This is a genomic window from Paenibacillus sp. FSL R7-0273 (assembly GCF_000758625.1).
In the GTDB taxonomy this organism is placed as follows: Bacteria; Bacillota; Bacilli; order Paenibacillales; family Paenibacillaceae; genus Paenibacillus_AQ.
Map to the genome: position 1 here is coordinate 1,338,045 of NZ_CP009283.1, position 25,461 is coordinate 1,363,505.

General features: G+C 56.3%; 21 protein-coding genes. 17 read left to right on the plus strand and 4 right to left on the minus strand.

Annotation, left to right across the window (positions count from 1 at the left end; genetic code table 11):
- Positions 1 to 35 precede the first annotated feature (35 nt).
- The 3 genes from R70723_RS05815 (at position 36) to R70723_RS05825 (ending at position 3,029) form a co-directional block, all read left to right on the plus strand.
- A complete protein-coding gene (locus R70723_RS05815; RefSeq protein WP_039870483.1) occupies positions 36 to 752 on the plus strand; it encodes a metal-dependent hydrolase in 717 nt (238 codons plus the stop codon).
- Positions 753 to 933: 181 nt separating this feature from the next.
- Positions 934 to 1,884, plus strand: coding sequence for an ABC transporter ATP-binding protein (locus tag R70723_RS05820; protein WP_039870484.1), 951 nt, complete (start codon positions 934 to 936; stop codon positions 1,882 to 1,884).
- The gene (locus R70723_RS05825; protein WP_039870486.1) at positions 1,881 to 3,029 is read left to right on the plus strand and encodes an ABC transporter permease; all 1,149 of its coding nucleotides are present in this window, start codon (positions 1,881 to 1,883) and stop codon (positions 3,027 to 3,029) included. The genes R70723_RS05820 and R70723_RS05825 overlap by 4 nt, the downstream gene beginning before the upstream one ends.
- 88 nt (positions 3,030 to 3,117) lie before the next feature.
- On the opposite strand, the gene R70723_RS05830 is transcribed toward R70723_RS05825, so the two are convergent.
- Positions 3,118 to 4,122, minus strand: coding sequence for a lipoate--protein ligase (locus R70723_RS05830; RefSeq protein WP_039870488.1), 1,005 nt, complete (start codon positions 4,120 to 4,122; stop codon positions 3,118 to 3,120).
- 242 nt (positions 4,123 to 4,364) lie between these two features.
- Here R70723_RS05830 and cobD point away from each other — a divergent pair, with 242 nt between their 5' ends.
- The 4 genes from cobD to R70723_RS05850 all read left to right on the plus strand — a co-directional run bounded on the left by cobD (position 4,365) and on the right by R70723_RS05850 (position 8,787).
- Positions 4,365 to 5,465 carry a threonine-phosphate decarboxylase CobD gene (gene cobD / locus R70723_RS05835; RefSeq protein ID WP_039878315.1) on the plus strand — a complete coding sequence of 367 codons (1,101 nt, stop codon included), beginning with the start codon at positions 4,365 to 4,367 and terminating at the stop codon, positions 5,463 to 5,465.
- 779 nt (positions 5,466 to 6,244) lie between these two features.
- The gene (locus tag R70723_RS05840; RefSeq protein WP_047171039.1) at positions 6,245 to 7,000 is read left to right on the plus strand and encodes an adenosylcobinamide amidohydrolase; all 756 of its coding nucleotides are present in this window, start codon (positions 6,245 to 6,247) and stop codon (positions 6,998 to 7,000) included.
- Between the two features lie 112 nt (positions 7,001 to 7,112).
- Entirely contained in the window at positions 7,113 to 8,072 is a 960-nt protein-coding gene (gene cbiB, locus R70723_RS05845; RefSeq protein WP_039870490.1) for an adenosylcobinamide-phosphate synthase CbiB, read from the plus strand.
- A gap of 10 nt (positions 8,073 to 8,082) precedes the next feature.
- A complete protein-coding gene (locus R70723_RS05850; RefSeq protein WP_047171040.1) occupies positions 8,083 to 8,787 on the plus strand; it encodes a histidine phosphatase family protein in 705 nt (234 codons plus the stop codon).
- 45 nt (positions 8,788 to 8,832) lie between these two features.
- Here the strand turns inward: R70723_RS05850 and R70723_RS05855 are convergent, their stop codons facing one another.
- A complete protein-coding gene (locus R70723_RS05855) occupies positions 8,833 to 9,519 on the minus strand; it encodes a sialate O-acetylesterase (protein WP_039870495.1) in 687 nt (228 codons plus the stop codon).
- Positions 9,520 to 9,795: 276 nt separating this feature from the next.
- Between R70723_RS05855 and R70723_RS05860 the strand changes: the two genes are divergently transcribed.
- Positions 9,796 to 10,824, plus strand: a complete 1,029-nt coding sequence (locus R70723_RS05860; protein ID WP_039870497.1) for a glycoside hydrolase family 88/105 protein — start codon at positions 9,796 to 9,798, stop codon at positions 10,822 to 10,824.
- Between the two features lie 705 nt (positions 10,825 to 11,529).
- On the opposite strand, the gene R70723_RS05865 is transcribed toward R70723_RS05860, so the two are convergent.
- On the minus strand, positions 11,530 to 13,239 hold the full coding sequence (locus R70723_RS05865) for a glycoside hydrolase family 2 protein (RefSeq protein WP_039870500.1): 1,710 nt from the start codon (positions 13,237 to 13,239) through the stop codon (positions 11,530 to 11,532).
- 158 nt (positions 13,240 to 13,397) lie between these two features.
- Here R70723_RS05865 and R70723_RS32765 point away from each other — a divergent pair, with 158 nt between their 5' ends.
- The 9 genes from R70723_RS32765 to R70723_RS05910 all read left to right on the plus strand — a co-directional run bounded on the left by R70723_RS32765 (position 13,398) and on the right by R70723_RS05910 (position 23,063).
- Positions 13,398 to 14,234, plus strand: a complete 837-nt coding sequence (locus tag R70723_RS32765; protein WP_231574904.1) for a helix-turn-helix transcriptional regulator — start codon at positions 13,398 to 13,400, stop codon at positions 14,232 to 14,234.
- A gap of 99 nt (positions 14,235 to 14,333) precedes the next feature.
- Positions 14,334 to 15,791 (plus strand): aminotransferase-like domain-containing protein, encoded by a 1,458-nt coding sequence (locus R70723_RS05875; protein WP_039870503.1) that lies wholly within the window; start codon positions 14,334 to 14,336, stop codon positions 15,789 to 15,791.
- Positions 15,792 to 15,812: 21 nt separating this feature from the next.
- Entirely contained in the window at positions 15,813 to 16,799 is a 987-nt protein-coding gene (locus tag R70723_RS05880; protein ID WP_081957233.1) for a D-alanine--D-alanine ligase, read from the plus strand.
- Positions 16,792 to 17,979, plus strand: coding sequence for an aminotransferase class I/II-fold pyridoxal phosphate-dependent enzyme (locus tag R70723_RS05885; protein ID WP_047171042.1), 1,188 nt, complete (start codon positions 16,792 to 16,794; stop codon positions 17,977 to 17,979). Before R70723_RS05880 ends, R70723_RS05885 begins: the two co-directional genes overlap by 8 nt.
- A 663-nt stretch (positions 17,980 to 18,642) precedes the next feature.
- Complete coding sequence (gene cobT / locus R70723_RS05890) at positions 18,643 to 19,716, plus strand: nicotinate-nucleotide--dimethylbenzimidazole phosphoribosyltransferase (RefSeq protein ID WP_039870506.1); 1,074 nt, start codon at positions 18,643 to 18,645, stop codon at positions 19,714 to 19,716.
- Entirely contained in the window at positions 19,713 to 20,261 is a 549-nt protein-coding gene (cobU, locus tag R70723_RS05895) for a bifunctional adenosylcobinamide kinase/adenosylcobinamide-phosphate guanylyltransferase (RefSeq protein WP_039870509.1), read from the plus strand. The genes cobT and cobU overlap by 4 nt, the downstream gene beginning before the upstream one ends.
- A complete protein-coding gene (gene cobS / locus R70723_RS05900) occupies positions 20,258 to 21,070 on the plus strand; it encodes an adenosylcobinamide-GDP ribazoletransferase (RefSeq protein ID WP_039870511.1) in 813 nt (270 codons plus the stop codon). The genes cobU and cobS overlap by 4 nt, the downstream gene beginning before the upstream one ends.
- Positions 21,071 to 21,183: 113 nt before the next feature.
- Positions 21,184 to 22,734 carry a cobyric acid synthase gene (locus R70723_RS05905; RefSeq protein ID WP_047171336.1) on the plus strand — a complete coding sequence of 517 codons (1,551 nt, stop codon included), beginning with the start codon at positions 21,184 to 21,186 and terminating at the stop codon, positions 22,732 to 22,734.
- Between the two features lie 2 nt (positions 22,735 to 22,736).
- Positions 22,737 to 23,063: a YnfA family protein gene (locus tag R70723_RS05910; RefSeq protein WP_039870516.1), complete on the plus strand. Its 327-nt coding sequence runs from the start codon at positions 22,737 to 22,739 to the stop codon at positions 23,061 to 23,063.
- A 476-nt stretch (positions 23,064 to 23,539) separates the two neighbouring features.
- Here the strand turns inward: R70723_RS05910 and R70723_RS05915 are convergent, their stop codons facing one another.
- A complete protein-coding gene (locus R70723_RS05915) occupies positions 23,540 to 25,228 on the minus strand; it encodes a methyl-accepting chemotaxis protein (RefSeq protein WP_039870518.1) in 1,689 nt (562 codons plus the stop codon).
- Positions 25,229 to 25,461 lie beyond the last annotated feature (233 nt).

Consider the following 25,461-nt stretch of genomic DNA (forward strand, 5'->3'; position numbering starts at 1 on the left):
TTTTTTGACAGCTTAGAAAGGGGCGGTTTTCAAAGATGATGGGCAAATCCCATTTCATTATCAGCACCGGGATTACGCTCTCTGTGATGAATCTGCTCGGCTATGAGATCACGGTTCCGGCGGCTGCTGTGGCGGCGGTCAGCTCCCTGCTGCCCGATATTGATGAGCCGAATTCGCTGCTGGTACGCAGTGCTGTGCCCGAATCTGTGCTAAGGCTGCTGCAGGTAGCTTTGATCGGAGCGGCGATTTATCTGTATTTTGCCGGAATCGTTGAAACGCCATGGAATATGGTGCTGGCGCTGCTCGTGGGCAGTGTATCGTTCCTTCCGGGCCGGAGGCTGCGGCAGCTGGTCATGCTGCTGATCGCTCTCGCGCTGTTCGCGTTCGCTGCCGATTATGATCCGTGGAACTATATCGCGGCCTGCATACTCGTTGTAGCTTCCGTTGTCCCGCACCGGGGAATCACGCATACCTTATATGCGGTGGCCGGCTGGGGGGCGCTGCTGTACTTTGTCTCCCTCGGCATGAATGACGGCGGCAGCCTGTGGATTGCCGGAGGCCTGTCGTATGCGCTGCATCTGCTGGCTGACTCCCTGACACAGCGCGGAATTACGCCGCTGCCGCCGCTGCCCTTCAAGCTTCGTCTGAAGCTGATGAGCACCGGTACGAAAAAGGGCAGCAAGGTGGAGAAGGTGTGCGTTGTGCTCACGCTGCTGCTCGTCGCGTATGTGTTCGTGATTACCCCCGTTTGAGGGGAAAGGGGCCAATAGGCATAATAAGACTCTCCGCTGTATGAAGCGGGGAGCTTTTTTGTGCTTTGGGACAGTCAAGCCCCCGTTAGGAACCATGAGCGTTAGCTCACTGCCTCTTCGTAAAAGCTCTGATAAATTAGTGGTATCACCATTTAGGAATAAATGGAATATGAGGTGCTGCATGGAGAATGGGGCGGTTCTTTCGGTTACGGGCTTGAGCAAACAATACGGGGCATTGCTTGCAGTGGATAACATAAGCTTCACGGTACGCAAAGGAGAAGTATTCGGCCTGCTGGGACCCAACGGAGCCGGAAAAACAACAACGATCAGGATGCTGTGCGGGCTGCTAAAAGCGGACGCTGGCCGGATTCATATCAATGGCATACCAATGACCTCCGGCTGTTATGAGCGGATTAAGCCGATGATCGGCCTGTGTCCGCAGGACATTGTCATCTGGGAGCTGCTAACCTGTCTGGAGCAGTTGCGGTTCGCCGGTATATCCTATGGGCTTACTTTCAGAGCAGCGGGCAACCGGGCGGAAAGCCTGCTGCACGCGCTCGGCCTCTGGGACAAAAGAAACAAGCTGGCCCGGACACTCTCTGGAGGGATGCAGCGGAGGCTCAACATCGCACTGGCCCTGGTCCATGATCCGGAGCTGATTATTCTGGATGAGCCGCAGGCAGGACTGGACCCGCAGAGCCGGATTTTGGTGCGCGACTTCATAAGAGGGCTGGCCCGGGATAAGACGGTAATCCTTACTACACATGACATGGATGAAGCTGACAGGCTGTCGGACAGGATCGCGATTATGGATCACGGAACAATACTGCTGCTGGATACTCCGGCCAGGTTGAAGGCCATAACAGGCACGGGTGAGCTTTTGCAGGTCCGGGTGACGGGAATCAGCAGGGAGCTGGCTGAGAAGGTACTGCGGACGTTGCCGCCGGAATGCACAGAAAAAACCTACACCGACGGACTGCTGCTGCTTGGCGGAGGTAACGTTCTTGAAGGGATTCCGGAGGTGCAGCAGCGGCTGAGGGCTCAAGGTCTGCATATTGAGGATATAACGCTCCGCAAACGGACGCTTGAGGATGCGTTCATTGCACTGACGGGAAGGGGACTGCGGGAATGAAGCTTGCGGCAGCGGTTAACAAGTCTATAAGGGAGAGCATAAGGGATTGGAAGATGCTTGCTATGGTGCTGATATTTTCTCCTTTTTTTCTGCTGCTGATGTCCTTTTTTTACGGGGGGGACGCGGTTACCTATAAGCTGGGCGTCCTGAATCTGGATGCGGGACGTGCATCGGTTCAGCTTATCAGCAGTCTGGAGCAGATGCAGGGGCAGGACGAGGGCCGGTCTCCGGTATTCAATGTAATAAGCTTTTCAAACAGGAATGAGCTGCAGGCCAAGGTAAAAGAAAAGGAAATTGAAATCGGCCTAGTTATTCCGGCGGACTATTCAGCGGCACTTGCTTCTAAGGCTAAAGGAGAGAATGCCAGTGCGGCGCAGGTCAGCTTTATTGGGAGCATGGGGAATGTGAGGTATCCTGTTGCAGCAGTCTGGGCAGCCGAGCAGGTGAACAGGCAGGGAATGAAGGCAGCAGAGATCACACTTCCGGCCGTTATACAAGAAACCTTTGTTGAAAAAAAACAGCCCTTAAACGAATTCGAGAGCTATGTCCCGGGACTAATCTCACTTGCTGTGCTGATGGTTCTATTCCCGGCCTCGGCCTCCATTGTGAAGGAGAATGACAAAAAAACACTGCTCAGGCTCAAGCTCAGCCGCCTTGGCGCTTTTAACTTTCTGGGCGGAATCTGCATTACCCAGGCGGCGGTTGCTTCCTGTGCAGTTGTTCTGTCTTATTGGACGGCACTCGGATTAGGTTATGAGCCCGAAGGGGATTTTGGCGCTATTCTGGCTGTTGGGGTGCTGTCGAGTATCGCGATGGTTGCGGTTAGCCTGATTGTGGCCAGCTTTTTGAACACGGTGTTTGATGTGCTGACGGTCGGCTGCTTTCCGTTTTTTATACTGATGTTTTTTTCGGGGAGCATGTTCCCCCTTCCGGAGCTGAATGTAATTACTGTACACGGGCACGCCTTGGGCATGACAGATCTGCTGCCGCTTACGCATACTGCCAGTGCCTTTAATCAAATTCTGAATGATGGTGCGGGTCTGCCGGAGGTGGGATGGGAGCTTATCATGATCACCCTGCTTACCATGGTTTATTTTGCGGCAGGACTCCTGCTGTACCGGAAACGCAGACTTTCCAAAGCATAAGCGGATTCCATTAAAAAACCAGCCGACCCCGGGGTCCCGGAATTGGCTGGTTCTATTTTGCCTGCGAATAAAAGGTATTCCAGAAGAGCTATTCCTCCAAAAACACCAGTCCGATGAAGTCCTCCGGCTCAATCCGTCCAAAATAATGCTTCAAATCAAGCCCGGACAGCGCCTCTCTGACCTCAGCATTCTCGTAACGCTTGCCGCGCAGTGCATTTTCCACATCTGCTACGTCACCGACGCCGAAGAAATCGCCGTAGATTTTGATGTCTTTAATGTAGGAATCCTCAATATCCATGCGGATATCGACGAGACCGGCCGGGAATTTGCGGGTGTGCTTCACATTGCTTTTTGGCGAAAGGCCGTAGTTCCAGTCCCAGTTCTGGTAGTGCTCCTTGGAGATTTCATTGATGCGGACCCAGTCATCCATTGTCAGCTTGTACTGCGGAACCTCGGAAGCCTCCATGCCGAAGATCGAGCGCAGCAGTCCCTCACGGAATTCCTCAATCGTCATTTCTGTATTGCCGAGCAGATCCTTGATATTGGCAACCCGGCTGCGCACGGACTTGGTGCTCTTGGATTTGAACTTCTCCGGGTTCACGTTCAGGGAAGCTTGTACATCATCGAGATTCAGATCGAACATCAGGGTGCCATGGCTGAACATCCGTCCGCGGGTGGAGAACTGGGCGTTGCCGGAGATTTTGCGCTCGCCGACCTGCAGGTCGTTGCGTCCGCTCAGCTCAGCGTTGACTCCCATGGACTGCAGATAGTCGATGACCGGCTGGGTAAATTTGAGGAAGTTGTGGAACGATTCGCCGTCATCCTTGGTGATGAAGCTGAAATTCAGGTTGCCGAGGTCATGATACACTGCTCCGCCTCCGGAGAGCCGGCGCACGACCTGGATGTTGTTTTCTTTTACATATTCCTGATTGATCTCTTCAATTGTATTCTGGTGCTTGCCGATGATGATGGACGGGCTGTTGATATAAAAGAGCAGGTAGCTGTCGTCCATCGGGAGGTTTTTGAGCGCGAACTCCTCAATGGCCAGGTTGATCGAAGCATCTGTAATGCCGGTGTTATCAATAAAGAGCATAGTATATTCCTCCGCCTGTACATGGTTAACTACTGCATTTATTCTAATCTAAAAACTCGCATTTCACAAAATAGAAAGTGTATTTCAGCACGGGTGCACAGGGGGCTGGGGCAGGTGCGATTTGTGCAGGCCGGTTACAATGGCAAAAGAGTCCCACATCCATCATTGACGCGCTTCTGCGGTAAAGGCAATAATTGGGGCTATAGATGTTGAATATGAAGGTAATCAGAGGGAGTGGAATGATGCTTGAAAAATATGGCCACGGTGGTGATTTGCTGACGGCAGCGGAGCTCTACGGGGAAGGAAGCGGGGACAGGGATGGCGCTTTTATTGACTTCAGCGCTAATATTAATCCGCTCGGCCCGCCGCCAGCCGTATTGGAGCTGCTGCGGGATGCTGCGGCTGCTGTTACAGCTTATCCGGACCCGGGGCACCGCCGGTTAAAAGCGCTGCTGGCCGCCGAGCTGGACGTTGGGGCTGAATGGATAACAGTCGGCAACGGGGCGGCGGAGTCCATGGCCCTGCTGCTGTTGGCTGCAGCACCGCGCAGGGTCGGAATCGTCGATCCCTGCTTCTCCGAGTACCGCCAGCTGGCTGAGCAGTTTGGTGCTGAGGTACTCTCCGTTCAGGGAACGGAGGAGCAGGAGTACCGGGCGGGGGCGGATAGAATCGCCGGTCTGCTGGAGCGAGTGGATCTGCTGTTCCTCGGCCAGCCGAACAACCCCAACGGCGTCCAGTATGCGCTGGACGACCTGCGGCTCCTGGCCCGCAAGGCAGAGGCCTGCGGGACCTTGCTTGCCGTGGATGAAGCGTTCATCGACTTCATCCCGGAGGAGCGGCGGCAGTCGCTGCTGCCGGAGCTGGCCGGGTTACGTCATACGGTGCTGATCCGCTCGATGACGAAGTTTTTTGCCATTCCGGGGCTGCGGCTGGGCTTTACCATAGCAGCCCCGGAGCTTGCCGCAAGGATGAGCGGCAAGCAGGTGACCTGGAGCGTGAACGGCCTGGCGCAGCTGGCCGGGGAAGCGTGCCTGCGCAGCGGGCGCGATTATGCAGCGCGCACGCGTGCGCTGATCGCAGCAGAGCGGGAGCTGCTGCGGGCGGGCCTAAGGCGGCTGGGCTGCCACGTGCCGCCGGGCGAAGCGAACTTCCTGCTGGCGGAGCTGCCGGAAGGGTGGACAGCTGCGGCTGCGCAGGAGCAGCTTGGCCGCCGGGGCATCCTCGTGCGCAGCTGCGCGATGTACCCGGGCCTGGTCGCCGGGCATATCCGCGTGGCCGTCAAGGGGCCGGAGGATAACGCCCGGCTGCTGCGGGAGCTGGAGGCGGTTTTGGCCGGCGAGTAGTTTTGCGGCGGCTGGATGCTGCAAGGCTAGTTAATTAAAGCTGCGGGATGCTACAGCTTGTAAATGGATGCTATTATGTGCTCTTGGATGTTGTTAGATGCTGCTGGATGTTATTAGGTGCTACTAGTGCTATGAATGATACTGATACTGTTTCCTGTTGAATGATGCTGAGTTCTACTGTGTACTATTGAATGATGCTGAATGCTACTAAATGTTACTGTATGCTGTTGGATGCTATGGATGCTACTATGTGCTCTTGGCTGCGGCTGGATGCTAAGAGTGCTATGGAATGCATGGGTACCCATCTTTGGGGATAAAGGCATCCAGGCTGATTAGGCTGTTGCGGTACACAGTTGGGTGGAGGGCAGGTAACTTCTAGGGTTGAAATTTGCTCCGCTGAGCATTTCAATTTAATTAAGTGGAATTTTGTCATCTATTTTGGGGCCAGCGACCGGCAGGAAGAAACTAAATGGAAAAAGGTCACTTAATTCCACTGTTTATGCCCGTAATGAGGATTCGGGCTGAAATAGGTGATGTTTTTCCAACTAATCATCAAAATTGCTGAGAAATGAAGGAATTAGGTGTCAGAAATCCAACTAAATGTTTGAGGCAGTGGAGCAGACCGTAACATAAACGGTATCGTGAGCGGAATGAGTGAATAGTGAGAGTAAAGGGAGCAGCATAGAATTAGTAGAGTAAATGTAAAGTAAGTAAGTAAGTAAGTAAGTAGAATGTGCAAGCAAACAAACCTAAAGTAAAAGTAAAGGGCGTGAGTAGGTATGACAGAAGTGAAGACTCCCTTTGAGCTTGCCGGCGGGGCGCGGACGTACCGTTCCGGCGTCTGGCCCGGGCTGGTGCTGGAGTGGAAAGAGGAGCACCTGCTGCTGGAGTTTCCGGCTGAGGCGGATAGTATTTCGAGTGCAGTGTACGGTGGAGGAATGGGACGGCTAAAGCGGGCTGTGAACCAGTATGTGAGCCGTGACTATGAGTGTAGTAACCCAGTACGCGATATGGAGAATAAGCTGGCAGAGTGGGGTTACCCGCAGGAGGGCTGTGCGGGTCTGATGACGGCAGTGCCGCTGGAGCATGCAGCGGTTGCCGAGGAGGATACCGGCTCGGCGGGAATCTTTTGCTGCGTGACTGCGGCTGCGGGCAATGCCGCCCGCGCCGGGGTGGAGCGCAGTGTGCTGAAGGCTTACCGCCCGGGCACGATCAATATTATGCTGGGCATAGACGGTCTGCTGACTCCCTCGGCGATGGTGAACGCCGTGATTACAGCAACCGAAGCCAAGACCGCTGCCCTGGCCGACCTCGGCATTACCGACTCCGAGAACGGGCTTACCGCTACAGGGACTACCACGGATGCCATCGTGCTGGCTGTCAGCGGAAGCCGCCGCTACGGGGCGGAGCATGTGTACGCCGGTACAGCGACCGATCTCGGCGGAGCGATTGGCAGGCTGGTGTATGCAGCGGTAACGGGCAGCCTCCGCTCGGTGCGTGCTGTGCAGGAGCAGGCAAGGAAGAATGGCGAATGAGCATTCAGCTGCGCCGGGGGGTTAATAACCGGCAAATGGGCGCTGCGTGGAACCGGATAGGGCAGGCTCAACAACTAAGCCCTGCACCAGGCCGGCTATGGAGGAATTGCCCATGACGGCCGCGATCCTGCTGCTCGCCGCCTATGTGCTTGACCGCCTCATAGGCGATCCGAGGAGCCTGCCCCATCCCGTTATACTCATGGGAAAAGCAATCACCATGCTGGAGCGGGCAATCCGCCGCTTCAGCAGCCGGCCGCGCAGCCTGAAGCGGGCCGGTGTCCTGCAGCCTCTGCTGGTAGCAGGCGGCAGCTGGCTCCTAACAGCGCTGCTGCTCTGGCTGCTGTCGCAGATCTCGCCTTGGCTGGCGCTGGCGGCTGAAGCCTGGCTGATCTCTACAACCATCGCCTCCAAGGGGCTCAAGGATGCAGGGATGGCGGTCTACGCAGAGCTGCGCAAGGGTGATCTTCCGGCAGCGAGACAGGCGCTTGGCATGATTGTCGGCCGGGATACGGCCCAGCTGGACAGTCCGGAAATTGTACGCGGTACGGTGGAGACGGTTGCCGAGAATATTGTGGACGCAATCATTTCCCCGCTGTTCTACGCGCTGCTTGGCGGTGCGCCGCTCGCTATGGCCTACCGCGCCGTGAACACACTGGATTCGATGGTCGGCTATAAGAACGACAAATACCTTAATCTCGGCTGGGCCTCTGCCCGGCTTGATGATGCAGCCAACTACATACCGGCGCGTATAACTGCGCTGCTGTTAACCCTCTGCGCCTGGTTGCTCCGGCTGGACTGGCGCAGATGCTGGCAGACTGTGCGGCGTGATGCCCGCCTGCATCCCAGCCCCAACAGCGGCTACCCCGAATCGGCAGTAGCCGGAGCATTGGGCATCCGCCTGGGCGGGGTGAATGTCTATCACGGTGTGGCTTCATTCCGTGCCTATATGGGCGAGCCCCTGCGCGCTCTGGAGCCGGACGATATTATTGTTACTTCCCGGCTGATGCTGCTTTCGTCCACTCTTTTTGTGGTCCTTTGTGCAGCGGCAGCTTTCATATGGAACGGGGGCTGAGCAGTTTAATATGAATAACTTGGAACAAGGGGAGTCTCGCGGCAAGCACATAGTAGAAATGGTACTGCTGCGCCATGGGCACACGCAGTGGAATAAGGAGCGCCGTTATCTGGGGAGCAGCGATCTGCCGCTGCTGCCCGAAGAACGGGAGAAGCTGGCTGCGCGCAAGGAACTGCCGGAGCTTATCGGGGAGTTCTGGCGGGTGTACTGCAGTGATCTGCTGCGCTGCAGGGAGACTTTGGAAGCAGTGGCGCCATCACTGGCAGACCGGGCTGTATACGATTCCCGGCTGCGGGAGACTTCCTTCGGGGAGTGGGAGGGCTGCACTTATGAGCAGCTCTGTGATAATCCGCTGTACAGAAGCTGGATTGATGATCCGGCGGCGGTTACACCACCTGCGGGAGAAGCCTGGACTGCTTTTACAGCCCGGCTGGAGCAGTTCCTGGCAACGTTGCTGCAGGAAGCAGGAGAATCAGAAACGCCAGCCGTACACCGCCCTGATCCCCAAAGGGAAAGCGGGCAGCCAGGCAGTCAGGCAGCCGTCCTCCAAGGTCAAGAACCCCAAAAGCTGCGTGTCCTCATCGTCACCCACGGCGGCGTGATCCGCCGCTTGCTGGCAGAGACACAGCCGGGGCTCACGTTCCGCACTGCAGCAGCACCGCCTCCGGGAACGGCGGTAGCCGTTCAGCTGCAGCATACGCCAACCCGCACTTAGCGCGGGTTGTTTGCTTTTCAAGCATTCGGGCAGAGCAGCCTTATTTTACTGGAAAGTTAGCCAACCTTCAGCCATGCGCCGGCCGAGCTCTTTTGCCGAAGCAGCGTCATAATGCAGATAGTCGCCTTTATGGGTAAGTCCGGCCGACTCCGCCAGAAAGAACCTGTCATAAACCGCCGCTGCTGACTCCAGCGCCCCGTTAATCTGATCCGTATACGGGTATTCTTCCGGCCGGATGAATCCGCCCAATTTTGCCGAGATAAAAGGAACGTCCTGTGCATTCAGCTCCTCCCGCAGGCTGGTGATTAGGTTGAATAACCGGTCTTGGTAAGCTGAGGCATCAGCCTCCAGCTCGGAATCGCTCTCCCCCTGAGCCCACAGAATGCCGCTGAGCTGACCGCTCTCCATGGCCAGACGTGCCCGTGTAACAGCCCGCTCATACAGATCCCCGCCGGGGACCCAGCGTTCAATCTTCGTTCCGCCCACCGCGCAGGGAATCAGCCCTGCCGTTTCTCCGTTAAATGTACCCAGAACGATCCTGGCAAAAGTCAGTCCCGGTCCTACACCCACCAGCGCAGGCTTGTCATTATGTAGCGGCTCTTTTGCTTTCATCCAAACTCCGTTATCGTCCAGCTTATAGATATTTTTCTCAGGCTCCGCGTTTATGTCCGGTCCTTCGAGTGGTCCTCTGCCTGCCATATTGGATTGTCCGATTAACAAGAATAAGCGCATGCTGCAACACCCCTGTTTATTTTTTACACAGCTCTCAATTTCAAAAGGATACTAGCACAGATAGATTAGAATGACAATGACCGGAGATACGTAATTTTGAAAACGGCTACATCCGCTGGAAAAAGCTCGAATCTTACAAATGAAGCTTATTTTTTTCCATTCCAGTGCCCGGGCGGAGCATGATAGGATTCTGGTAATGAGAGATTTGAAGAGGAGGCAGCCGGACCGTTCTCGTGTAATAACGGCAGTACATAACTAACAGGAGGTTTAAGACAAATGAAGCTGGACTTATCGGAGATTGACCTGAAAAAGGTAACAGACAGCGTAGTCAATTACACACTCGGCATGGATCTGACCTGGAACTGGCCCTGCGGGGTTGCTTATTACGGAGTCAGCCGGGCTTTCGAAGTCACGGGGGAGCAAAGCTACCTGGAGCGGATGGCCGGCTGGTGTGCGGAATATATAGAGGCAGGGCTGCCGGCTGAATGGACGGTTAATACCTGTGCAATGGGCCATATGCTGCTCACGCTCTACGAACAGACCAAGGAACAGAAATATCTTGATCTGATTGTCAGCAAGCTGGATTATCTGCAGAACCGGGCTCTGCGTTTTGGTGACCGGGTGCTTCAGCATACGGTTTCGGCCAAAAACGATTTTCCGGAGCAGGCCTGGGCCGACACTCTGTTCATGGCAGCCTACTTCGAATTGCGTGCAGGCGTACTGCTTGGGGAGAAAAAGCTGATCGACGACGCACTCCACCAGTTCTTCTGGCATATCAACTATCTGCAGGATGAAACCACTAGCCTGTGGTATCACGGATACAATCACATTGAGCAGAATCACATGTCCGGCCTCTACTGGGCACGCGCCAACGCCTGGGCAGCCTATACCATGTCCAGAGTCGGCAAAATCCTGCCGGAAGCCTACCTGTATCCGCCATATATGCATATTTCCAGCTCACTCCGCGACCAGCTCGCAGCGATCAAAAAGCTGCAGAAGCCTGACGGCCTCTGGGGCACCGTGCTCGACCATCCAGAGGCATATGGCGAGGTGTCGGCTACAGCGGGAATTGCCGCTGCCATGGTCATGCAGGGGAATCCGCTGCACGGAAAGTATGTCAACCGGGCGCTGCAGGGCCTGCTCGATAATATCGCCGATAACGGCCGTGTGCTGAATGTATCCGGCGGAACGGCAGTAATGAACGATCTGGCCGGCTATCTGGGCATCGACCGGAAGTGGGCGCAGGGCTGGGGGCAGGGACTGGCACTTGCCTTCCTCTGTGCGGTGATTGAACAGGCGCGGTAAGCGGGAACATTAGGCCGGGTCAGCATCTGTATCCTGCTCGCAAAAAGTCAGGTGGGGCAAAGACGAGACTTTGTTAGTGACTTTCGCAAAAGGCTAAACGGAGCAGTGTAGCTCTTCAATGGATCATGTCGCAAAAGCCCGGCAGAACAGTGTAGCTCCTTCATTAAGTAACTATATTCAAAAAAATCAGGCGGACCCAGCGTTGCTCCTTGGATTGAGGCGCTGGTTCGCCTGTTTAAATTGTGGCCGGCTCAGCTAACGGACCCAGGAGACGTTATTTACTGGATTTTGAGAGTATTTCTGATCTAACGGACTCAGCAGCCGCTATTTGCCGCCAAATGACCTCGGAGGCGTAATTTGGCAGTAAATAAGGTCATTTGAGTCCGTTACGTTGGAACGAAGGGCGAGTTTGTGGAAATAACGTCATCTGAGTCCGTTAGGCTGGTGGATGGTTAGTTCTGGGGTTTCAGCATCCATAATGAGCGATCGCAGCAAAGTTAGTAGTAGTGTCTAGCAGCAGCCAGCAGTAAAGCCGACACTAAGGTTCATTCAGTACTAGAATCCAACACCAGAGCCCGGCATGAGAGCTCCCGCCATCTTCCCTCAACCAGGCGCCAGCCAGCCAACGGCAGAGAGCCGGAGCTCACAAGATACAGAAAAAAAGCCCGCGCCGCCAGGCGGGGGCTTTCAACCATCAACCAATCCTCAGTCAGTCCACGACTGATAAATCCGCCGCACCTCGCGGAACGACTGCTTGGGCTTGCGGTATTCGTTGACGAGGCCCTTGTTGTTGAAGCCGCGGGCCCGGTCGCGGAAGTTCCTGCTGCTGCTCTTCAGGTCGCCGCGGATGTCGGCGAACTGCCAGATGTAGGTGCCGCCGATCTTCGGATCAGCGCGGAAGATGTTCAGCGCTTCGGTCACGATATGCGCCTGATAGTCCTCGCTGAACAGCCGCGGCTCCCAGCCGGCGTCCCCGAACAGTCCGGCACCGCCGAACTCGGTCATCAGCACCGGCGTGTCGCCCGCTCCCAGCTGCTCCGCACGCTTATGGAACTGCTCCAGCATGCCCTTGAAGCCGCTGACCTCGCCTTCGTACCAGCCAAAATATTTGTTGATGCCGATCACATCAAACAGCGGCAGCAGAATGTCCTCCAGCGGATGCATGGTCGCATAGGTGACAAGCCGTGAGGTATCGAGCTTCCGGACAAGTCCGATCAGTGCTTCTGTGAATGCATAGGCTTCCTGCGTGCGGGTATCAATCTCGTTGTGCACAGACCAGAACACCACGCTTGGATGATGATAATGCGTCCCGATCATCTCTTCAATCATGGTCAGGGCGCGGTCCCGGAACAGCGGCTCGCTGACGGTCTCATTCGGCAGGAAGCAGCCCCAGATCGGAATCTCGCTCCAGAATACAAGCCCGTTCTCATCGAGCAGGTCGAGCCAATAGGAGCTTTGCGGATAATGGGAGCCCCGGACAGTGTTGCAGCCCAGCTCCAGAATGATATCCAGCTCTTTGTGCATCAGCTTCGGCGGAAAAGCAAAGCCCCATTCCGGATGCTCCTCATGCCGGTTCACACCCTTCAGATAGACCGGGGCGCCGTTGATCAGAATCCGGTGGTCCTTGGTCTCAATCGTGCGGAAGCCGATCCGCTCAAGCTTGTCGTCATGCGCAGTCCGCAGCTGGAACGTATACAATTCCGGCTTGCCGACATTCCATAGACGCACGTCCTTCAGCCGCAGCTTGATTACATGGTTTAATACTTGACCAGCTTCAACCTGCACATCCTCCGCATGCAATTCCCGCCCGCCTTCACTGAGCACCAGCCTGGTCGCCAGCGCGTCCGTCAGCAAAGAGCGCAACTGCACCTGTACAGACACCTCAGCCTCTGCACCCTGCAGCTCATAATCAATCTTTAGCTGTTCAATATAGAGGTCCGGCAAAAACTGCAGCTCCACCGAGCGGATGATACCGCCGTAATGGAACCAGTCCACCTGCTCAGTCGGAATAGTGAAGCGGTCCAGCGTGCTGTCCGTGCGGATAATCAGCTCATGCTCTCCTGCGGCCAGAGACGGCACAAGGAACTCAAAAGGCGTAAAGCCGCCGTAGTGGTAGCCGAGATGCTGCCCGTCCAGATAAACATCGGAGTGGCCCTGCACAGCGTGGAAAATCAGCCGGACATGCTGCTCACTGCCCAGCACGATTTTTTTGCGGTACCAGCCTACGCCCTCATATTCATACATTCCCAGCTCATTGTTCCAGCAGGAAGGGACGTAAAGGGTCTGCGGAGAATGTGGAAAACGCTCAAACCATTTCTCCTCAAGGCCTGCATTTAAAGGATCCTTCACGAAATCCCAAGGCCCGTCCAGTAGCTCTGTTACGCGGATATTATGCTGACGAAAAGTTCTTAACAAGTGTGTGCGCCTCCCCGTTATTGTGCGATGGCATTGTCTTTTACAGGCATCGTGTTAGTATGGATAGTATCATTTACCATTACGGCATTGAATAGAAAAAAACAATAAAGTCTTGTATAAATCGCGCCTGCAGCAGCAAAGGGGAGACTGTCTTGGAAGTGAATGCCTATAACCTGAATGACCTGAGTGTACATATTCATTTTGTGCTGGATAAAGTGACTTTTCCGGGCTGGGAGGATATCCGCAACATGGTCAATGTCCATAGCCTGTACTGGATTCATGAGGGGGAGGGGATCTTCCGGACCAATGTGGAGCATAAGGTGCAGGCAGGGATGCTGGCTTATCTGAAGCCCGGCCTCAAAATGTCCATGCGTTCAGAAATGGAAGCCCCGCTGCGCATCACGATGCTGCTGTTCGATTGTGCGGAGCTTGGCTATGATGCGGTCTGGAGGAACGTCCGGCCCATAGAGACACTTCGGCTTCCTTTTCTGGGCCAGTATGGCCCCGGGCAGGCTGAGGAGATCGGCGCTATGTTCCGGGAGATTAACCAGGAGTGGCTGCCGGGGCAGACTGCCGGAACGGCCGTTTCCCGCGCCAAAACACAGATTCTGCTTCATAAGCTGCACCAGATCGTCCGGGCGGACTGGAATCTGATGGAGTCGGGGGCTTTTGCCGCCTTTGAGCAGATTAAGAGCAAGCTTGAGAATGCCTACATGGACCATCACCGGATCGAAAAAATGGCGGAGGAGTACGGCATTTCGGCCTCGTACCTGCGCAAGCTTTTCCTGAAATATACCGGCATGGGGCCGAAGGAATATCATATGCACATCCAGAACCAGCAGGCGTGCCGCTACCTGACGTTTACGGATTATCCGGTGAGGGAAATTGCCAAGCTGTGCGGCTTTTACGAGGAATACCATTTCAGCAAAATGTTCAAGCAGCTGAACGGCGTATCGCCGACAGCCTACCGGAGCAGCCAGCGGACCGGGGAGTAAGCAGACAAGAGGAACCACAGGCGGAGGAAAATGCCGGGTCTGTGGTTCTTTTTTTACGGAAAAGATTATGCCATGATAGCTACAGGGGGCGAATAACGGATGTTTAATGATTTCAGGCTCATTGCCGGGCGGCCGGTGTATGTGCAGGTTAAGGATTATATGAAAAGCCTTATTCTGAGGGGTGCCCTCCAGGGGGAGCAGAAGCTGCCCTCTACCCGGGAATTGAGCCTGCTGCTCAAGGTCAGCCGCAACTCCGTGATCTCAGCCTATATGGCGCTGGAGGATGACGGGTTCGCCTATACGGTGCAGGGACAGGGGAGTTATGTCAGTAACGCTGCCCTCCCGGAAAATACAGCAGCGCCCGTCTGGAATGTGGACTGGAAAAGCCGCCTGAGCAGCAGGGCGCTGCTGGCCGAAGAGCTGGATATTATGAAACGCGGCATCCGCGCGGGGAAGGACACGATTTCTTTTACCAGTATCGCACCTGATGAAAGTCTGTTCGATCTGGATAATGTAAAACGCGCCTTTCTGGAGCGGATGTCTGTAGAAGGCAATGTGCTGCTGAACTATGGCTATGCTAAGGGGTATAAGCCTTTGATAGATTTTTTGAAGCAATATATGGAGCATAAGGGCGTAGACATGCGCGGCAAGGACCTGCTGATTACGAACGGGTTCACGGAGGGTTTTGATATTGTGCTGTCAGCGTTAGGCCAGCGGCACGGGAAGGTGCTCTGTGAGAATCCGACCCATCATACGGCGCTCAAAAACCTGCAGCTGAACGGCTTCGGCATCCGCGGGGTCGCCATGGAGCGTGACGGCATCCATCTGGGGGAGCTGAAGCAGGCGCTGGAGGACGGGATGTATGATTGTGCCTACCTCGTGCCGTCCTACCACAATCCCACCGGAATTGTCATGTCTCCCGAGAAAAGACTGCGCGTGATGAAGCTGATGGCCGACTACGCTGTGCCGGTGATTGAGGACGGGTTCAACGAGGAGCTGCGCTATTCCGGCTCGCATGTGGCTCCGCTGATCGCGGCGGCCGGGGGCGGCAACAGTGTGATTTATCTGGGGAGCTTTTCCAAGGTGCTGTTCCCCGGGCTTAGAGTAGGCTGGGTGCTGGCGGACCAGGAGCTGATCTATTATCTGGAAAGTGTCAAAAGAGCACGCAGCATCCACACCTCCACGCTCGACCAGTCCATACTGTATCAATATTTGCTCGGCGGGAATTTGGAGAAGTATCTCAAACGGGCCAGAACGGAATATAAGCGGAAATATGAGCTGACGATGGCGTGCTGTAAGGAGCTTTTGCCGGATTGCAAGGTGAGCGGGGACGGGGGATTGCATCTGTTCGTCACGTTTCCGGAGGGCTTCAGCACACGAGAGCTGCTGGCAGCGTGCCGGGAGCAGGGGGTTATTTTTACGGTGGGGGATATGTTCTTTACAGACGGAACAGGACAGAACACGCTGCGGCTGGGCTTTTCCAGGGTGGCGGATGACGATATACGCAGGGGAATCGGGATTATCGGCAGGAAAGCACGGCAACTACTACTCGGATGAGATGAAAAGGGGAATGGGGATATGTTAAAAGTAGGCGTAATTATGGGCGGAGTGTCCTCTGAATACGAAGTGTCGCTGAATACCGGTAAAGAGATGCTAAAACATCTGGACCGGAGCAAATATGAGGCGGTGCCGGTTGTAATTGAGGAGCGCGGACAGCTGATTGATGCGGTAAAAGGGCTGGATTTCGCGCTGCTGGCGCTCCATGGTGCCTACGGCGAGGACGGAACGGTCCAGGGAACGCTGGAAACGCTCGGTATCCCCTACTCCGGGAGCGGTGTGCTGGCGAGCAGCCTGTGCATGGATAAGCATCTGTCCAAAACCATTCTCCGCAGCAAAGGCGTGCTGACCCCAAATTGGCTGTGCTGGGAGAGCATGGAGGACTATTCAGAGGAAGCTGTGGGACAGCTGGGCTACCCGGTTATGGTAAAGCCCAATTCCGGCGGCTCCAGCATCGGCATGTCCAAGGTGGATAACGCTGAGGGGCTGCGTGTGGCGGTGGAAAAAGCTTTTGCCGAGGATCGTGCGATCCTGATCGAGGCCTTCACCGAAGGGCAGGAGATTACCTGCGCTATCCTTGGCGGGGAGCTGCTGCCGGTGATCGGCATCCAGTCGCTGGGTGCGGAATGGTTCGATTACAGCGCCAAATACGAGCAGGGCGGAGCGGATGAGCAGATTATCCAGCTGTCACTGGGTACACATGAACGGGTGCGGACGGCGGCGTTCGCCTGCTACAAGGCGCTGAAATGCTCTGTCTACGCCAGAGTGGATATGCTGCTGCAAAAGGGTGTGCCTTACGTGCTTGAGGTAAATACGCTGCCGGGCATGACCGAAACGAGCTTGCTTCCGCGCAGCGCTGCTGCTGCCGGGTATACGTTCAGCGGACTATTGGATGCGATTATTGAGGGCTCGCTGCGGGAGCGGGGCTATAATAAGGAAGCCGAGGCGGCCGGAGCACACGCGGCACCGGAAGAAATAGGCATACGGGAGGTGACCAGTCATGTTTAATGAGCCGGTGTTTGCGCACACGCAGGGGTGGATCGCCCCGCGTGTGCGGGAGATTGCGCCTTCGGGCATCCGCGCTTTTTTTGATCTTACAGCGGGTAACAACGATATTATTTCACTTGGCGTGGGGGAGCCAGACTTTAAGACGCCGGAGCATATCCGGGCTGCCTGTATCCGTGCGCTGGAGCGCGGCGAGACCACCTATACGCCGAACAGCGGGTTGCCCGAGCTGCGGGAGGAGATAGCGCAGTATCTGCGGAACGGATTTGGGCTGCAGTATAATGCTGCTGACGAAGTGATCGTTACCGTAGGCAGCAGCGAAGCGCTGGACCTGGCGCTGCGTGCGTTCACTGCTCCAGGCGACGAAATTATTATCCCTTCGCCGAGCTATATCGCCTACTCGCCGATTGCCCATCTGAACGGCGGCACTCTGATCGAGGTGGAATCTACGGCTGAGCAGGGCTTTAAGCTGACGGCAGAAGCTCTTGAAAAGGTGATCACACCGCGCTCCAAGCTGCTTGTACTGAACTTCCCGAGCAATCCTACCGGGGCGGTGATGTCTTACGAAGACTGGCTGCCTATTGCTGAGCTGGTGAAGGAGCATAACCTGCTGGTCCTGTCCGATGAAATCTATGCCGAGCTGACCTATGACAGCAGGCATGTCAGCATTGCCTCGATTCCCGGGATGCAGGAGCGGACGATTCTGATCAGCGGCTTCTCCAAGGCGTTCGCCATGACCGGCTGGCGTGTCGGCTACGCCTGCGGGAACCGCGAGCTGCTGGCTGCGATGCTGAAGATCCATCAGTACACCGCGATGTGCGCGCCGGTGCTGGGGCAGATCGCTGCCCTGGAATCGCTGCGCAGCGGGCTGGGGGACAAGGACCGGATGAAGGAGGTCTTCCGGCAGCGCAGAACGCTGTTCGTCGAGGGCCTGCGGACCATTGGCCTGGACTGCCGCGAGCCGGAAGGGGCGTTCTACGCCTTCCCGTCGATTGCCCGCACCGGAATGCGGTCGGAGGAATTTGCACTGCGGCTGCTGCAGGAAGCAGGAGTTGCCGCTGTTCCCGGGCATGTGTTCGGAAGCGGAGGCGAAGGGCATATCCGCTGCTCCTATGCAGCTTCCACAGCTAAGCTGACCGAGGCGCTGGAGCGGATGGAAGGCTTCATGAAGGTAAAAATGTAATTGTAAGATCATGGCGTATCCCCTATAATCCTTGAAGAAGAAAAAGGGATATGGCAATGAGACGTTTGCTGATGCATAACGGCGGCAGACGGGCGCTCCCTTCTTCGGATGGGGGCTTTTTTGCGTAAAACGGGCCGGACAAAAGTGCTGCAGGGCCGGGACTGCTATTCCAGAGGTGCTTGCGGATTCGCGGCTTCCTGCCTAAGTTGACGCTACCGGGGCTGCCATCTGAGTGCTTCCCTAACCGGCTTGGCTTATGAGTGTTCGGTTCAGTTGTAGCGGACACAGACGACCTTATTTGCTTGTTTTAGCCGTTTTGTCCAAGCTAACGGACTCCAGTGCGCTTATAACTCCCAAAACCCGTCTCGTTGGCTATTTTGTCAGCAAATAAAGTCTCCTGAGTCCGTTTAGCTCAGGGAATGGGTCGTTTGCTGATAGATAAGGGCTGCAGGGTCCGTTAGTTAGTAGGATGGGTTCATTTGGTGGTGCAGCTGCGGGGCAAGTGTGAGGGAGCAGGCGGAGTAAGGTAACTGATGAACCAGGGGCTGCAGGTGAGAGTATACAATAAGCGACAAATGACAGATGACAAATGACAAATGGCATGGCGGGCAGTGTGAGGCGAGAGATAGACGAGAGATAGATGATACATAGGAGGAATTAAGGATGCATTCAGCAATCGGGCAAGCAATCGGGCAAGTAATCAACAGAATCACACCGGCCGATCAGGAGGCGGTCCGGCGGGCGGAGCAGCGGCTGGACATTTTGACCAAGCCGCCGGGGAGCCTTGGGCGGCTGGAGGAGCTGGCGGTGCGGCTAGCGGGTATTTCCGGTACGGAGCAGCCGGCTTACGGTAAGCGTACGGTGGTTGTTATGGCCGCTGACCACGGTGTTTGCAGCGAAGGGGTTAGCGCTTTTCCGCAGGAGGTCACTGTTCAGATGGCCTACAATTTCCTCAGCGGCGGTGCCGGGGTGAATGTGCTGGCCCGCCAGGCCGGGGCAGAGGTGAAGCTGGTTGATATCGGCATAGCGGCGGATGTCAGCCATCCTGAGCTGATTGCCCGTAAAGTGCGCTATGGCAGCGGCAATATGGCGCAGGGTCCGGCGATGAGCCGCGAAGAAGCGCTGCAGGCTGTCCTGGCCGGGATCGGTGTGGCTCAGGAAGCGGTGCAGAGCGGAACGGAGATTTTTATTACCGGCGAAATGGGCATCGGCAATACAACAGCCAGCGCAGCAGTGCTATGTGCGCTTGAAGGTATTCCGGCGGAGACGGCTGCCGGACGGGGGACCGGCATTGACGATGAACGGCTGCGGCATAAGATCGCCGTTGTGGAGCGGGCGCTGGAGCTGAATGCGCCTGATCCGGAGGATGCTATTGATGTGTTATCCAAGGTCGGCGGGCTTGAGATCGCCGGGCTGGCCGGGCTTATATTGGGCGCTGCGGCAGCCCGGGTTCCGGTGGTGCTGGACGGCTTTATTTCCGGAGCGGCGGCACTGGTTGCCAAAGCGCTTGCACCGGAGTCTATCCACTATATGGTTGCCTCCCATATTTCCGGTGAGCAGGGGCATAAGCTGATGCTGGAGCGGCTTGGACTGACAGCGCTGCTTGACCTTGGGCTGAGGCTGGGTGAGGGAACCGGCGGCGTGCTCTGCCTGCATCTGGTTGAAGCGGCCAGCCGGATTATGCGCGAAATGGCTACCTTTGAAAGCGCAGGAGTCTCGGGAGCGGAGAGCCGATGAGCATTCTGGTTACAGGCGGTGCGCGCAGCGGCAAAAGCAGCTTCGCCGAGCGGCTGACTCTGTCTCTGGCGGAGCAGGCGGTCTATGTGGCGACAGGACAAGCCTTCGATGAAGAGATGAAGGCGCGGATTGCCCTGCACCGCCGCCAGCGTGAAGAGAGCGGCGGACAATGGGAGACGGTAGAGGAGCCGCATGATCTGCCCGGAGTGCTTGGCCGCCTATCGGGAAGCAAGGCGGTGCTGGTGGACTGCCTGACCCTCTGGCTGTCCAATGTACTGCTGGCTGTTGAAGGCGAGCCCGACAGGCAGGAGCGGGTGGAGGAGGAGATTGCCCGGCTTGAGGAAAGCGTGTCATCCTTCCAAGGGACGCTGGTGCTTGTGACGAACGAAGTGGGTGACGGGATTGTACCGGAGTATGCGCTCGGACGGCTGTACCGGGATCTGGCCGGCAGGATGAATGCAAGACTGGCGGCGCACTCCCGGCAGGTATTTCTGGTCACTGCCGGCATTCCGGTAGAGCTCAAAAGCCGGGAGTATAAGCTGTGAGCGCGCGCCGGGATGCCGCTGCCGCTTTTCAGTTTCTGTCCCGCTTTCCGGTCAAGGATGGCGGTGACTTCTCGCCGGAGCTGCTGCGGCGCAGCGTGGTCTATTACCCGCTGGTCGGTGCAGCCATCGGGCTTAGCGCAGCTGCAGCCGCCGCGGCTTCCGCGTGGCTGCTGCCGGTCTGGCCCGCTGCTGTCATAACCCTCATCCTGTGGGTGGGGCTGACCGGCGGGCTGCATCTGGACGGCTGGATGGACAGCGCCGATGCGCTGCTCAGCTACCGCTCAAGGGAGCGGATGCTGGAGATTATGAAGGACAGCCGCGTAGGAGCGATGGGCGTGCTTGCCTGTGTCCTGCTGCTGCTGCTGAAGGCAGCGCTCCTGGCAGCGTTCATCGGGGGCAGCCGTTACTACGAGCTGCCGCTGCTCCTGCTGCCGCCGGTGTGGAGCCGCTGGTACATGGTGCGGGCCATGGCCCGCTTCCCCCTGGCCCGCGGCAATGAAGGCCTGGCAGCGAGCTACGCCGCGCTGCCGGTCCGCCAGGAGCGGCGCGCCATGCTGCTCGCCGCTCTGCTGACGCTTCCCGCGGCCGCAGCACCTCTGGTGCTCGGCGCGGGAGGCGGGGCGTGGCCGCAGCATCTGGCTGCGGCCTGCCTGGCGCCGCTGGCCGCCGTTGCCTGCGGCGGGTATGCGGCGCGGAAGATCGGCAGCCGGCTCGGCGGGCTCACCGGCGACGTGTACGGCGCGCTGAACGAGCTGCTCGAAGCAGCATTGCTGCTGCTTCTCGTGCTGCTGCAGCACAACCTACTGTAGACAGCACAGGAGCAGCTAGTCTGAACCAGTCCGGGATCAGAATAAGGGAAAGGAGGGTCCACGTGAAAAAGCTAACAGATACATATGCACAGCATCAGCCTGCGGCAGTACTGATGATCCAGGGGACCGCCTCGGATGTCGGCAAAAGCCTCGTTACCGCTGCCATCGGACGGATTATGATGCAGGACGGATACCGTGTAGCCCCGTACAAATCACAGAACATGGCGCTGAATTCCTACGTTACCGAGGATGGCAAGGAAATCGGCCGGGCCCAGGGAATGCAGGCAGAGGCCTTTGGCATTACTGCAACCACCGATATGAATCCGATTCTGCTGAAGCCGTCGGGTGAGATGAGTGCGCAGATTGTGGTGCACGGTGTGCCGCATACGGCGCTCAGTGCCCGGGAGTACCGCGAGAAATTTCTTCCGGAGGCCAAGGATACGGTAATGTCTGCGCTCGGCAGGCTGCGTGAGGCCTATGATGCCGTGCTGATGGAGGGCGCAGGCAGCCCGGCCGAGATTAATCTCAAGGCCCGCGATATCGTCAACATGAATCTCGCCGGCTGGGCAGACGCCCCGGTTATATTGGTTGCCGATATTGACCGGGGAGGCGTGTTTGCTTTTCTTGTAGGTACGCTGGAGCTGCTTGAGCCGCATGAGCGGGCCCGGGTCAAAGGCTTTATCATCAATAAGTTCCGCGGGGACCTTTCGCTGCTGCAGCCGGGGCTGGATTGGCTGGAGCAGCGTACAGGCATTCCTGTGCTTGGGGTGCTTCCTTTCCTCCCGCAGCTGCGGATCGAGGCGGAGGATTCCGTGGTGCTGGATGCAGCCCCGGCGCGGCTGGCGGGCAGCTCCAAAGAGCTGGACATTGCGGTCATCCGCTATCCCCGCATCTCGAACTTCACGGACTTCGATCCGCTGCAGGCTGAGCCGGATGCTTCAGTACGTTACGTGAACACTGCCGCAGAGCTCGGTACGCCGGATGTTATCATTCTGCCGGGCACGAAGAATACCGCGGCGGATCTCGCATTCCTGAGGCAGCAGGGGTTCTCCGCAGCAATCGCAGCTGCACTCCGCCAGGGTACACAGCAGCTGGCCGGCATCTGCGGAGGCTACCAGATGCTGGGACAAAGGCTGCTTGATCCGGATGCTGTGGAGGGCAGTGAGCCGGGGGAAAGCGAGGGGCTTGGTTATCTGCCGCTGTCCACGGTATTTCTGCAGCACAAAACGACTGTACGGGTAACAGGTACGCTGGCTGGCGGCCATCCGCTGCAATTAGGCGGGGTTACACAGCAGGAGGCGGCGAATATCCCTGTAGGCGGATACGAAATCCATATGGGAGCTACAACGAATCACGATGCTGCCGCAGTCCGCAGCCTGTTCCGGCTGGATAGAAAGGACGGGCAGGAGCAGCTTGAGGGCTGGGGTACCCCTGACGGGAGAATATGGGGAACCTATCTGCACGGACTGTTCCATAACGATGAGCTGCGCCGCCGCTGGCTTGACGGACTACGGGTGGCCAAGGGCCTGGCACCGAAGGCTGTAACCTTCTCGGCAGCAGATCTGCGTGAGCAGGAGTTCGACCGGCTCGCTTCCTCTGTGCGGGAGAATCTGAATATGGAAGCTGTGTATGCAATAATGGGCCTGCCCGGAAAAGAGGAATAGCAATGATGATGGCAATTCTGCTGTTTGTAGTGGCCGGTCTCGCCGAGATCGGCGGCGGTTATCTGGTCTGGCTCTGGCTGCGTGAGTCCCGTCCGCTCTGGTACGGACTTACAGGCGCTGTCATCCTGATCGCATACGGGATCATCCCGACACTGCAGAAATTCCCGTCCTTCGGGAGAGTGTACGCGGCATACGGCGGTGTATTCGTTGTGCTGGCAGTCCTGTGGGGCTGGCTGGTTGACAAAAAAACACCGGATATGTACGACTGGATTGGCGCTGCCATCTGCATCATTGGAGTATCCGTCATCCTCTGGGCTCCAAGAAGCTAGTTAACGGACCGGAATGATCTTCTTTGCCGCTACAATCCAACATTCTCCTTCTAACGGACCCCAGCGCCGTTATTCAGTCATATTGAAGCGAAAAACACGTTCTAGACCGGCAATAAAGGCTCCTCAGTCCGTTAGCCCGGGCAAATGCAGCAGATAGGGAAAATAACGGCGCTGCGGTCCGTTAACGGGTTCGCAGAAGTCCGGGCGGAAGTCCCAAGAGGTCAAACTAGCCAAACGAACCAGAAGCCGGATTGAACAGCTTACCGGCTGGATTGTACCAGTGTGCCGGCGACAGCGAACCGGAGGAAACGGAGGAAACGCAGGGACTGCGTTGTCTGACGGTTATGTCTCTTTGCTGTAATCCGCCTGGAGGTACAGCCATGGAACAAGCACGTCCCCTGCATTCTGCTTCAACCCAAAAAGGGACTCCAAGGAAGCCTGCCGCGTAGCGGCGCTTCCATGGAGTCCCTTTATTCTTAAATCTTGAACTGGGCTACAGCCTTCTGCAGCTTGACGGCCTGCTCATGCAGGTGCTCTACGGTCAGCGCATTGCCTTCCAGCTCCTGATGCTGGCGGGCAGAATCCCCGGCCAGCGAATCTGCAATGGTCTGCGACATCGCAGTGATCTGTGCTGCCTCTTCGACAGAGGCGCTGACTTCCTCGGTGCCGGCGGAGATTTCCTGGGTAGCGGCCGACACGGACTGGATGCTGTGGCTGATGCTCTGAATCAGAATGAGCAGGTGGTTGAAGGCGTCTCCTGCGGCAACTACCTTGCCGACCCCGGAGGATACCTCCGCATTCACGTGGTTCATTTCCTCTACCGACCGGTTCATATCCTGCTGCAGGCTGAGCAGGAATTCACGGATCTGCTCATTGGATTCCTTGGACTGCTCGGACAGCTTGCGAACCTCTCCGGCTACTACGGCGAAGCCCCTGCCGTGCTCACCGGCGCGTGCTGCTTCGATGGAAGCGTTGAGCGAGAGCATTTGAATCTGCTTCGTGATTTCGGTAATGCCCTGAACCACTTCGCCGATCATCTGCGAACGTTCATTCATGATGCGGAACTGCTCAAGCGAATGTACGGAGGCAAGCTCTACCTGGCGCATCTGCTCCACAGCACTCTGTGCGATTTCGTTACCGCCGGTTGCTTCTGCTGAGGCCTCGGTGATCTGCTCGGTTACTTCACCGGCTGCCGAAGCGATATGCTGGATGCCGACATTGATCTCCTCCATTGCTCTGGAGTTCTCGAAGGCGCTGCTGGCGATGGTTGCACTGCCCTTGCTGATCTCAGTCACAGACTCGGCGGAGCGTTCAGCCATCCCGTTCAGCACCTCGACCCGTGTCTTCAGATCATTGGCATCCGCCACAACGGTATTCGAGGTTTCGAGCACCTGGCCGATCATGTCCTTCAGCTTGTGGCCCATGCTGCGGAAGCTTTCCGACAGCTGGCTGACCTCGTCGTTCCCCTTGACCGTGAGCTCCTGGGTGAAGTCACCTCCTGCCATCTTGTTGCTGTAGGCTGTCAGCTGGGTAAGCGGCCGGGTAATTCTGCGGGTCATGAAATAGGCAGCGGTGAGGCTGACAATAAGGGAGGCTAGGGTGATGCCTACGCTGGTCCAAATGATGCTGTCGATTTTATCCTGGACAAAGCCCACATCATAGCTTACGCCAACCAGCATAGTACTGCCGGGAATTCCAACATATGCGGTTCTATGTATACCGTTACTATCACTATATGTATCACTGATTCCTTGCTTGCCTTTAGAGGCCTGGGTCATTACGGCATTTACGGCAAGACTATCACCCGGCTTCAGTTTGGAGTCTTGATCAGCAGCCAGCACAGTTGCTTTGCCTTCGGCGAGATTGATCAGGAAGATGCTCTCCACATCATGCTGTGCCCGTTTATCCTTAAAATAGTATTTAAGATTGGTTGCAGCCTGCTCGCTCTGGTTAAGGGTCTGCTGGGCATGCGTTGCATTCATTCCTTTGTAAGAATCCTGGGCCGCTGCAGTCAAAAGCTTGTTAATCTGCGGCATAACGTAGCTGTCAATGGTGCTCATGGAAATAAAGTAGAAGCTGATACTTAGCACAAGAGACGTTAGCAACAATACGGCAAACAAAAGAAGCGTGAATTTGCGGCTGATCGAATTTTTAAAGCGTACCATTTCATTCTCTCCTTCGTCGTTTGGATGCATCGTATATCCCACTGCTGCGGATGCTTAACTGTAAAGCAGGCACAGTATATTCCACAGGTATAGGTCATATTAAGGATATCGGTTACGGCAATGCGATTGATAACTATTCTATAGAATTAACCCCCGGTTGAATAGTGAAATATGCAATAATAATACAGTTTTTTCTGAAAAAATTAATGATTCTCAGATAAAATTCGTTATTT

Excerpts from the sequence above, each read along its gene's own strand:
- R70723_RS05855 (WP_039870495.1), bottom strand. The coding sequence starts at position 9,519 with ATGCGCTTATTCTTGTTAATCGGACAATCCAATATGGCAGGCAGAGGA.
- R70723_RS05850 (WP_047171040.1), top strand. The coding sequence starts at position 8,083 with ATGAATAACTTGGAACAAGGGGAGTCTCGCGGCAAGCACATAGTAGAA.
- R70723_RS05825 (WP_039870486.1), top strand. The coding sequence starts at position 1,881 with ATGAAGCTTGCGGCAGCGGTTAACAAGTCTATAAGGGAGAGCATAAGG.
- R70723_RS05885 (WP_047171042.1), top strand. The coding sequence starts at position 16,792 with ATGTTTAATGAGCCGGTGTTTGCGCACACGCAGGGGTGGATCGCCCCG.
- R70723_RS05880 (WP_081957233.1), top strand. The coding sequence starts at position 15,813 with ATGTTAAAAGTAGGCGTAATTATGGGCGGAGTGTCCTCTGAATACGAA.
- R70723_RS05840 (WP_047171039.1), top strand. The coding sequence starts at position 6,245 with ATGACAGAAGTGAAGACTCCCTTTGAGCTTGCCGGCGGGGCGCGGACG.
- R70723_RS05875 (WP_039870503.1), top strand. The coding sequence starts at position 14,334 with ATGTTTAATGATTTCAGGCTCATTGCCGGGCGGCCGGTGTATGTGCAG.
- cobU (WP_039870509.1), top strand. The coding sequence starts at position 19,713 with ATGAGCATTCTGGTTACAGGCGGTGCGCGCAGCGGCAAAAGCAGCTTC.
- R70723_RS05905 (WP_047171336.1), top strand. The coding sequence starts at position 21,184 with ATGATCCAGGGGACCGCCTCGGATGTCGGCAAAAGCCTCGTTACCGCT.
- cobD (WP_039878315.1), top strand. The coding sequence starts at position 4,365 with ATGCTTGAAAAATATGGCCACGGTGGTGATTTGCTGACGGCAGCGGAG.
- cbiB (WP_039870490.1), top strand. The coding sequence starts at position 7,113 with ATGACGGCCGCGATCCTGCTGCTCGCCGCCTATGTGCTTGACCGCCTC.
- R70723_RS05815 (WP_039870483.1), top strand. The coding sequence starts at position 36 with ATGATGGGCAAATCCCATTTCATTATCAGCACCGGGATTACGCTCTCT.
- R70723_RS05860 (WP_039870497.1), top strand. The coding sequence starts at position 9,796 with ATGAAGCTGGACTTATCGGAGATTGACCTGAAAAAGGTAACAGACAGC.
- R70723_RS05830 (WP_039870488.1), bottom strand. The coding sequence starts at position 4,122 with ATGCTCTTTATTGATAACACCGGCATTACAGATGCTTCGATCAACCTG.
- R70723_RS05910 (WP_039870516.1), top strand. The coding sequence starts at position 22,737 with ATGATGATGGCAATTCTGCTGTTTGTAGTGGCCGGTCTCGCCGAGATC.
- cobT (WP_039870506.1), top strand. The coding sequence starts at position 18,643 with ATGCATTCAGCAATCGGGCAAGCAATCGGGCAAGTAATCAACAGAATC.
- R70723_RS05820 (WP_039870484.1), top strand. The coding sequence starts at position 934 with ATGGAGAATGGGGCGGTTCTTTCGGTTACGGGCTTGAGCAAACAATAC.
- R70723_RS05915 (WP_039870518.1), bottom strand. The coding sequence starts at position 25,228 with ATGGTACGCTTTAAAAATTCGATCAGCCGCAAATTCACGCTTCTTTTG.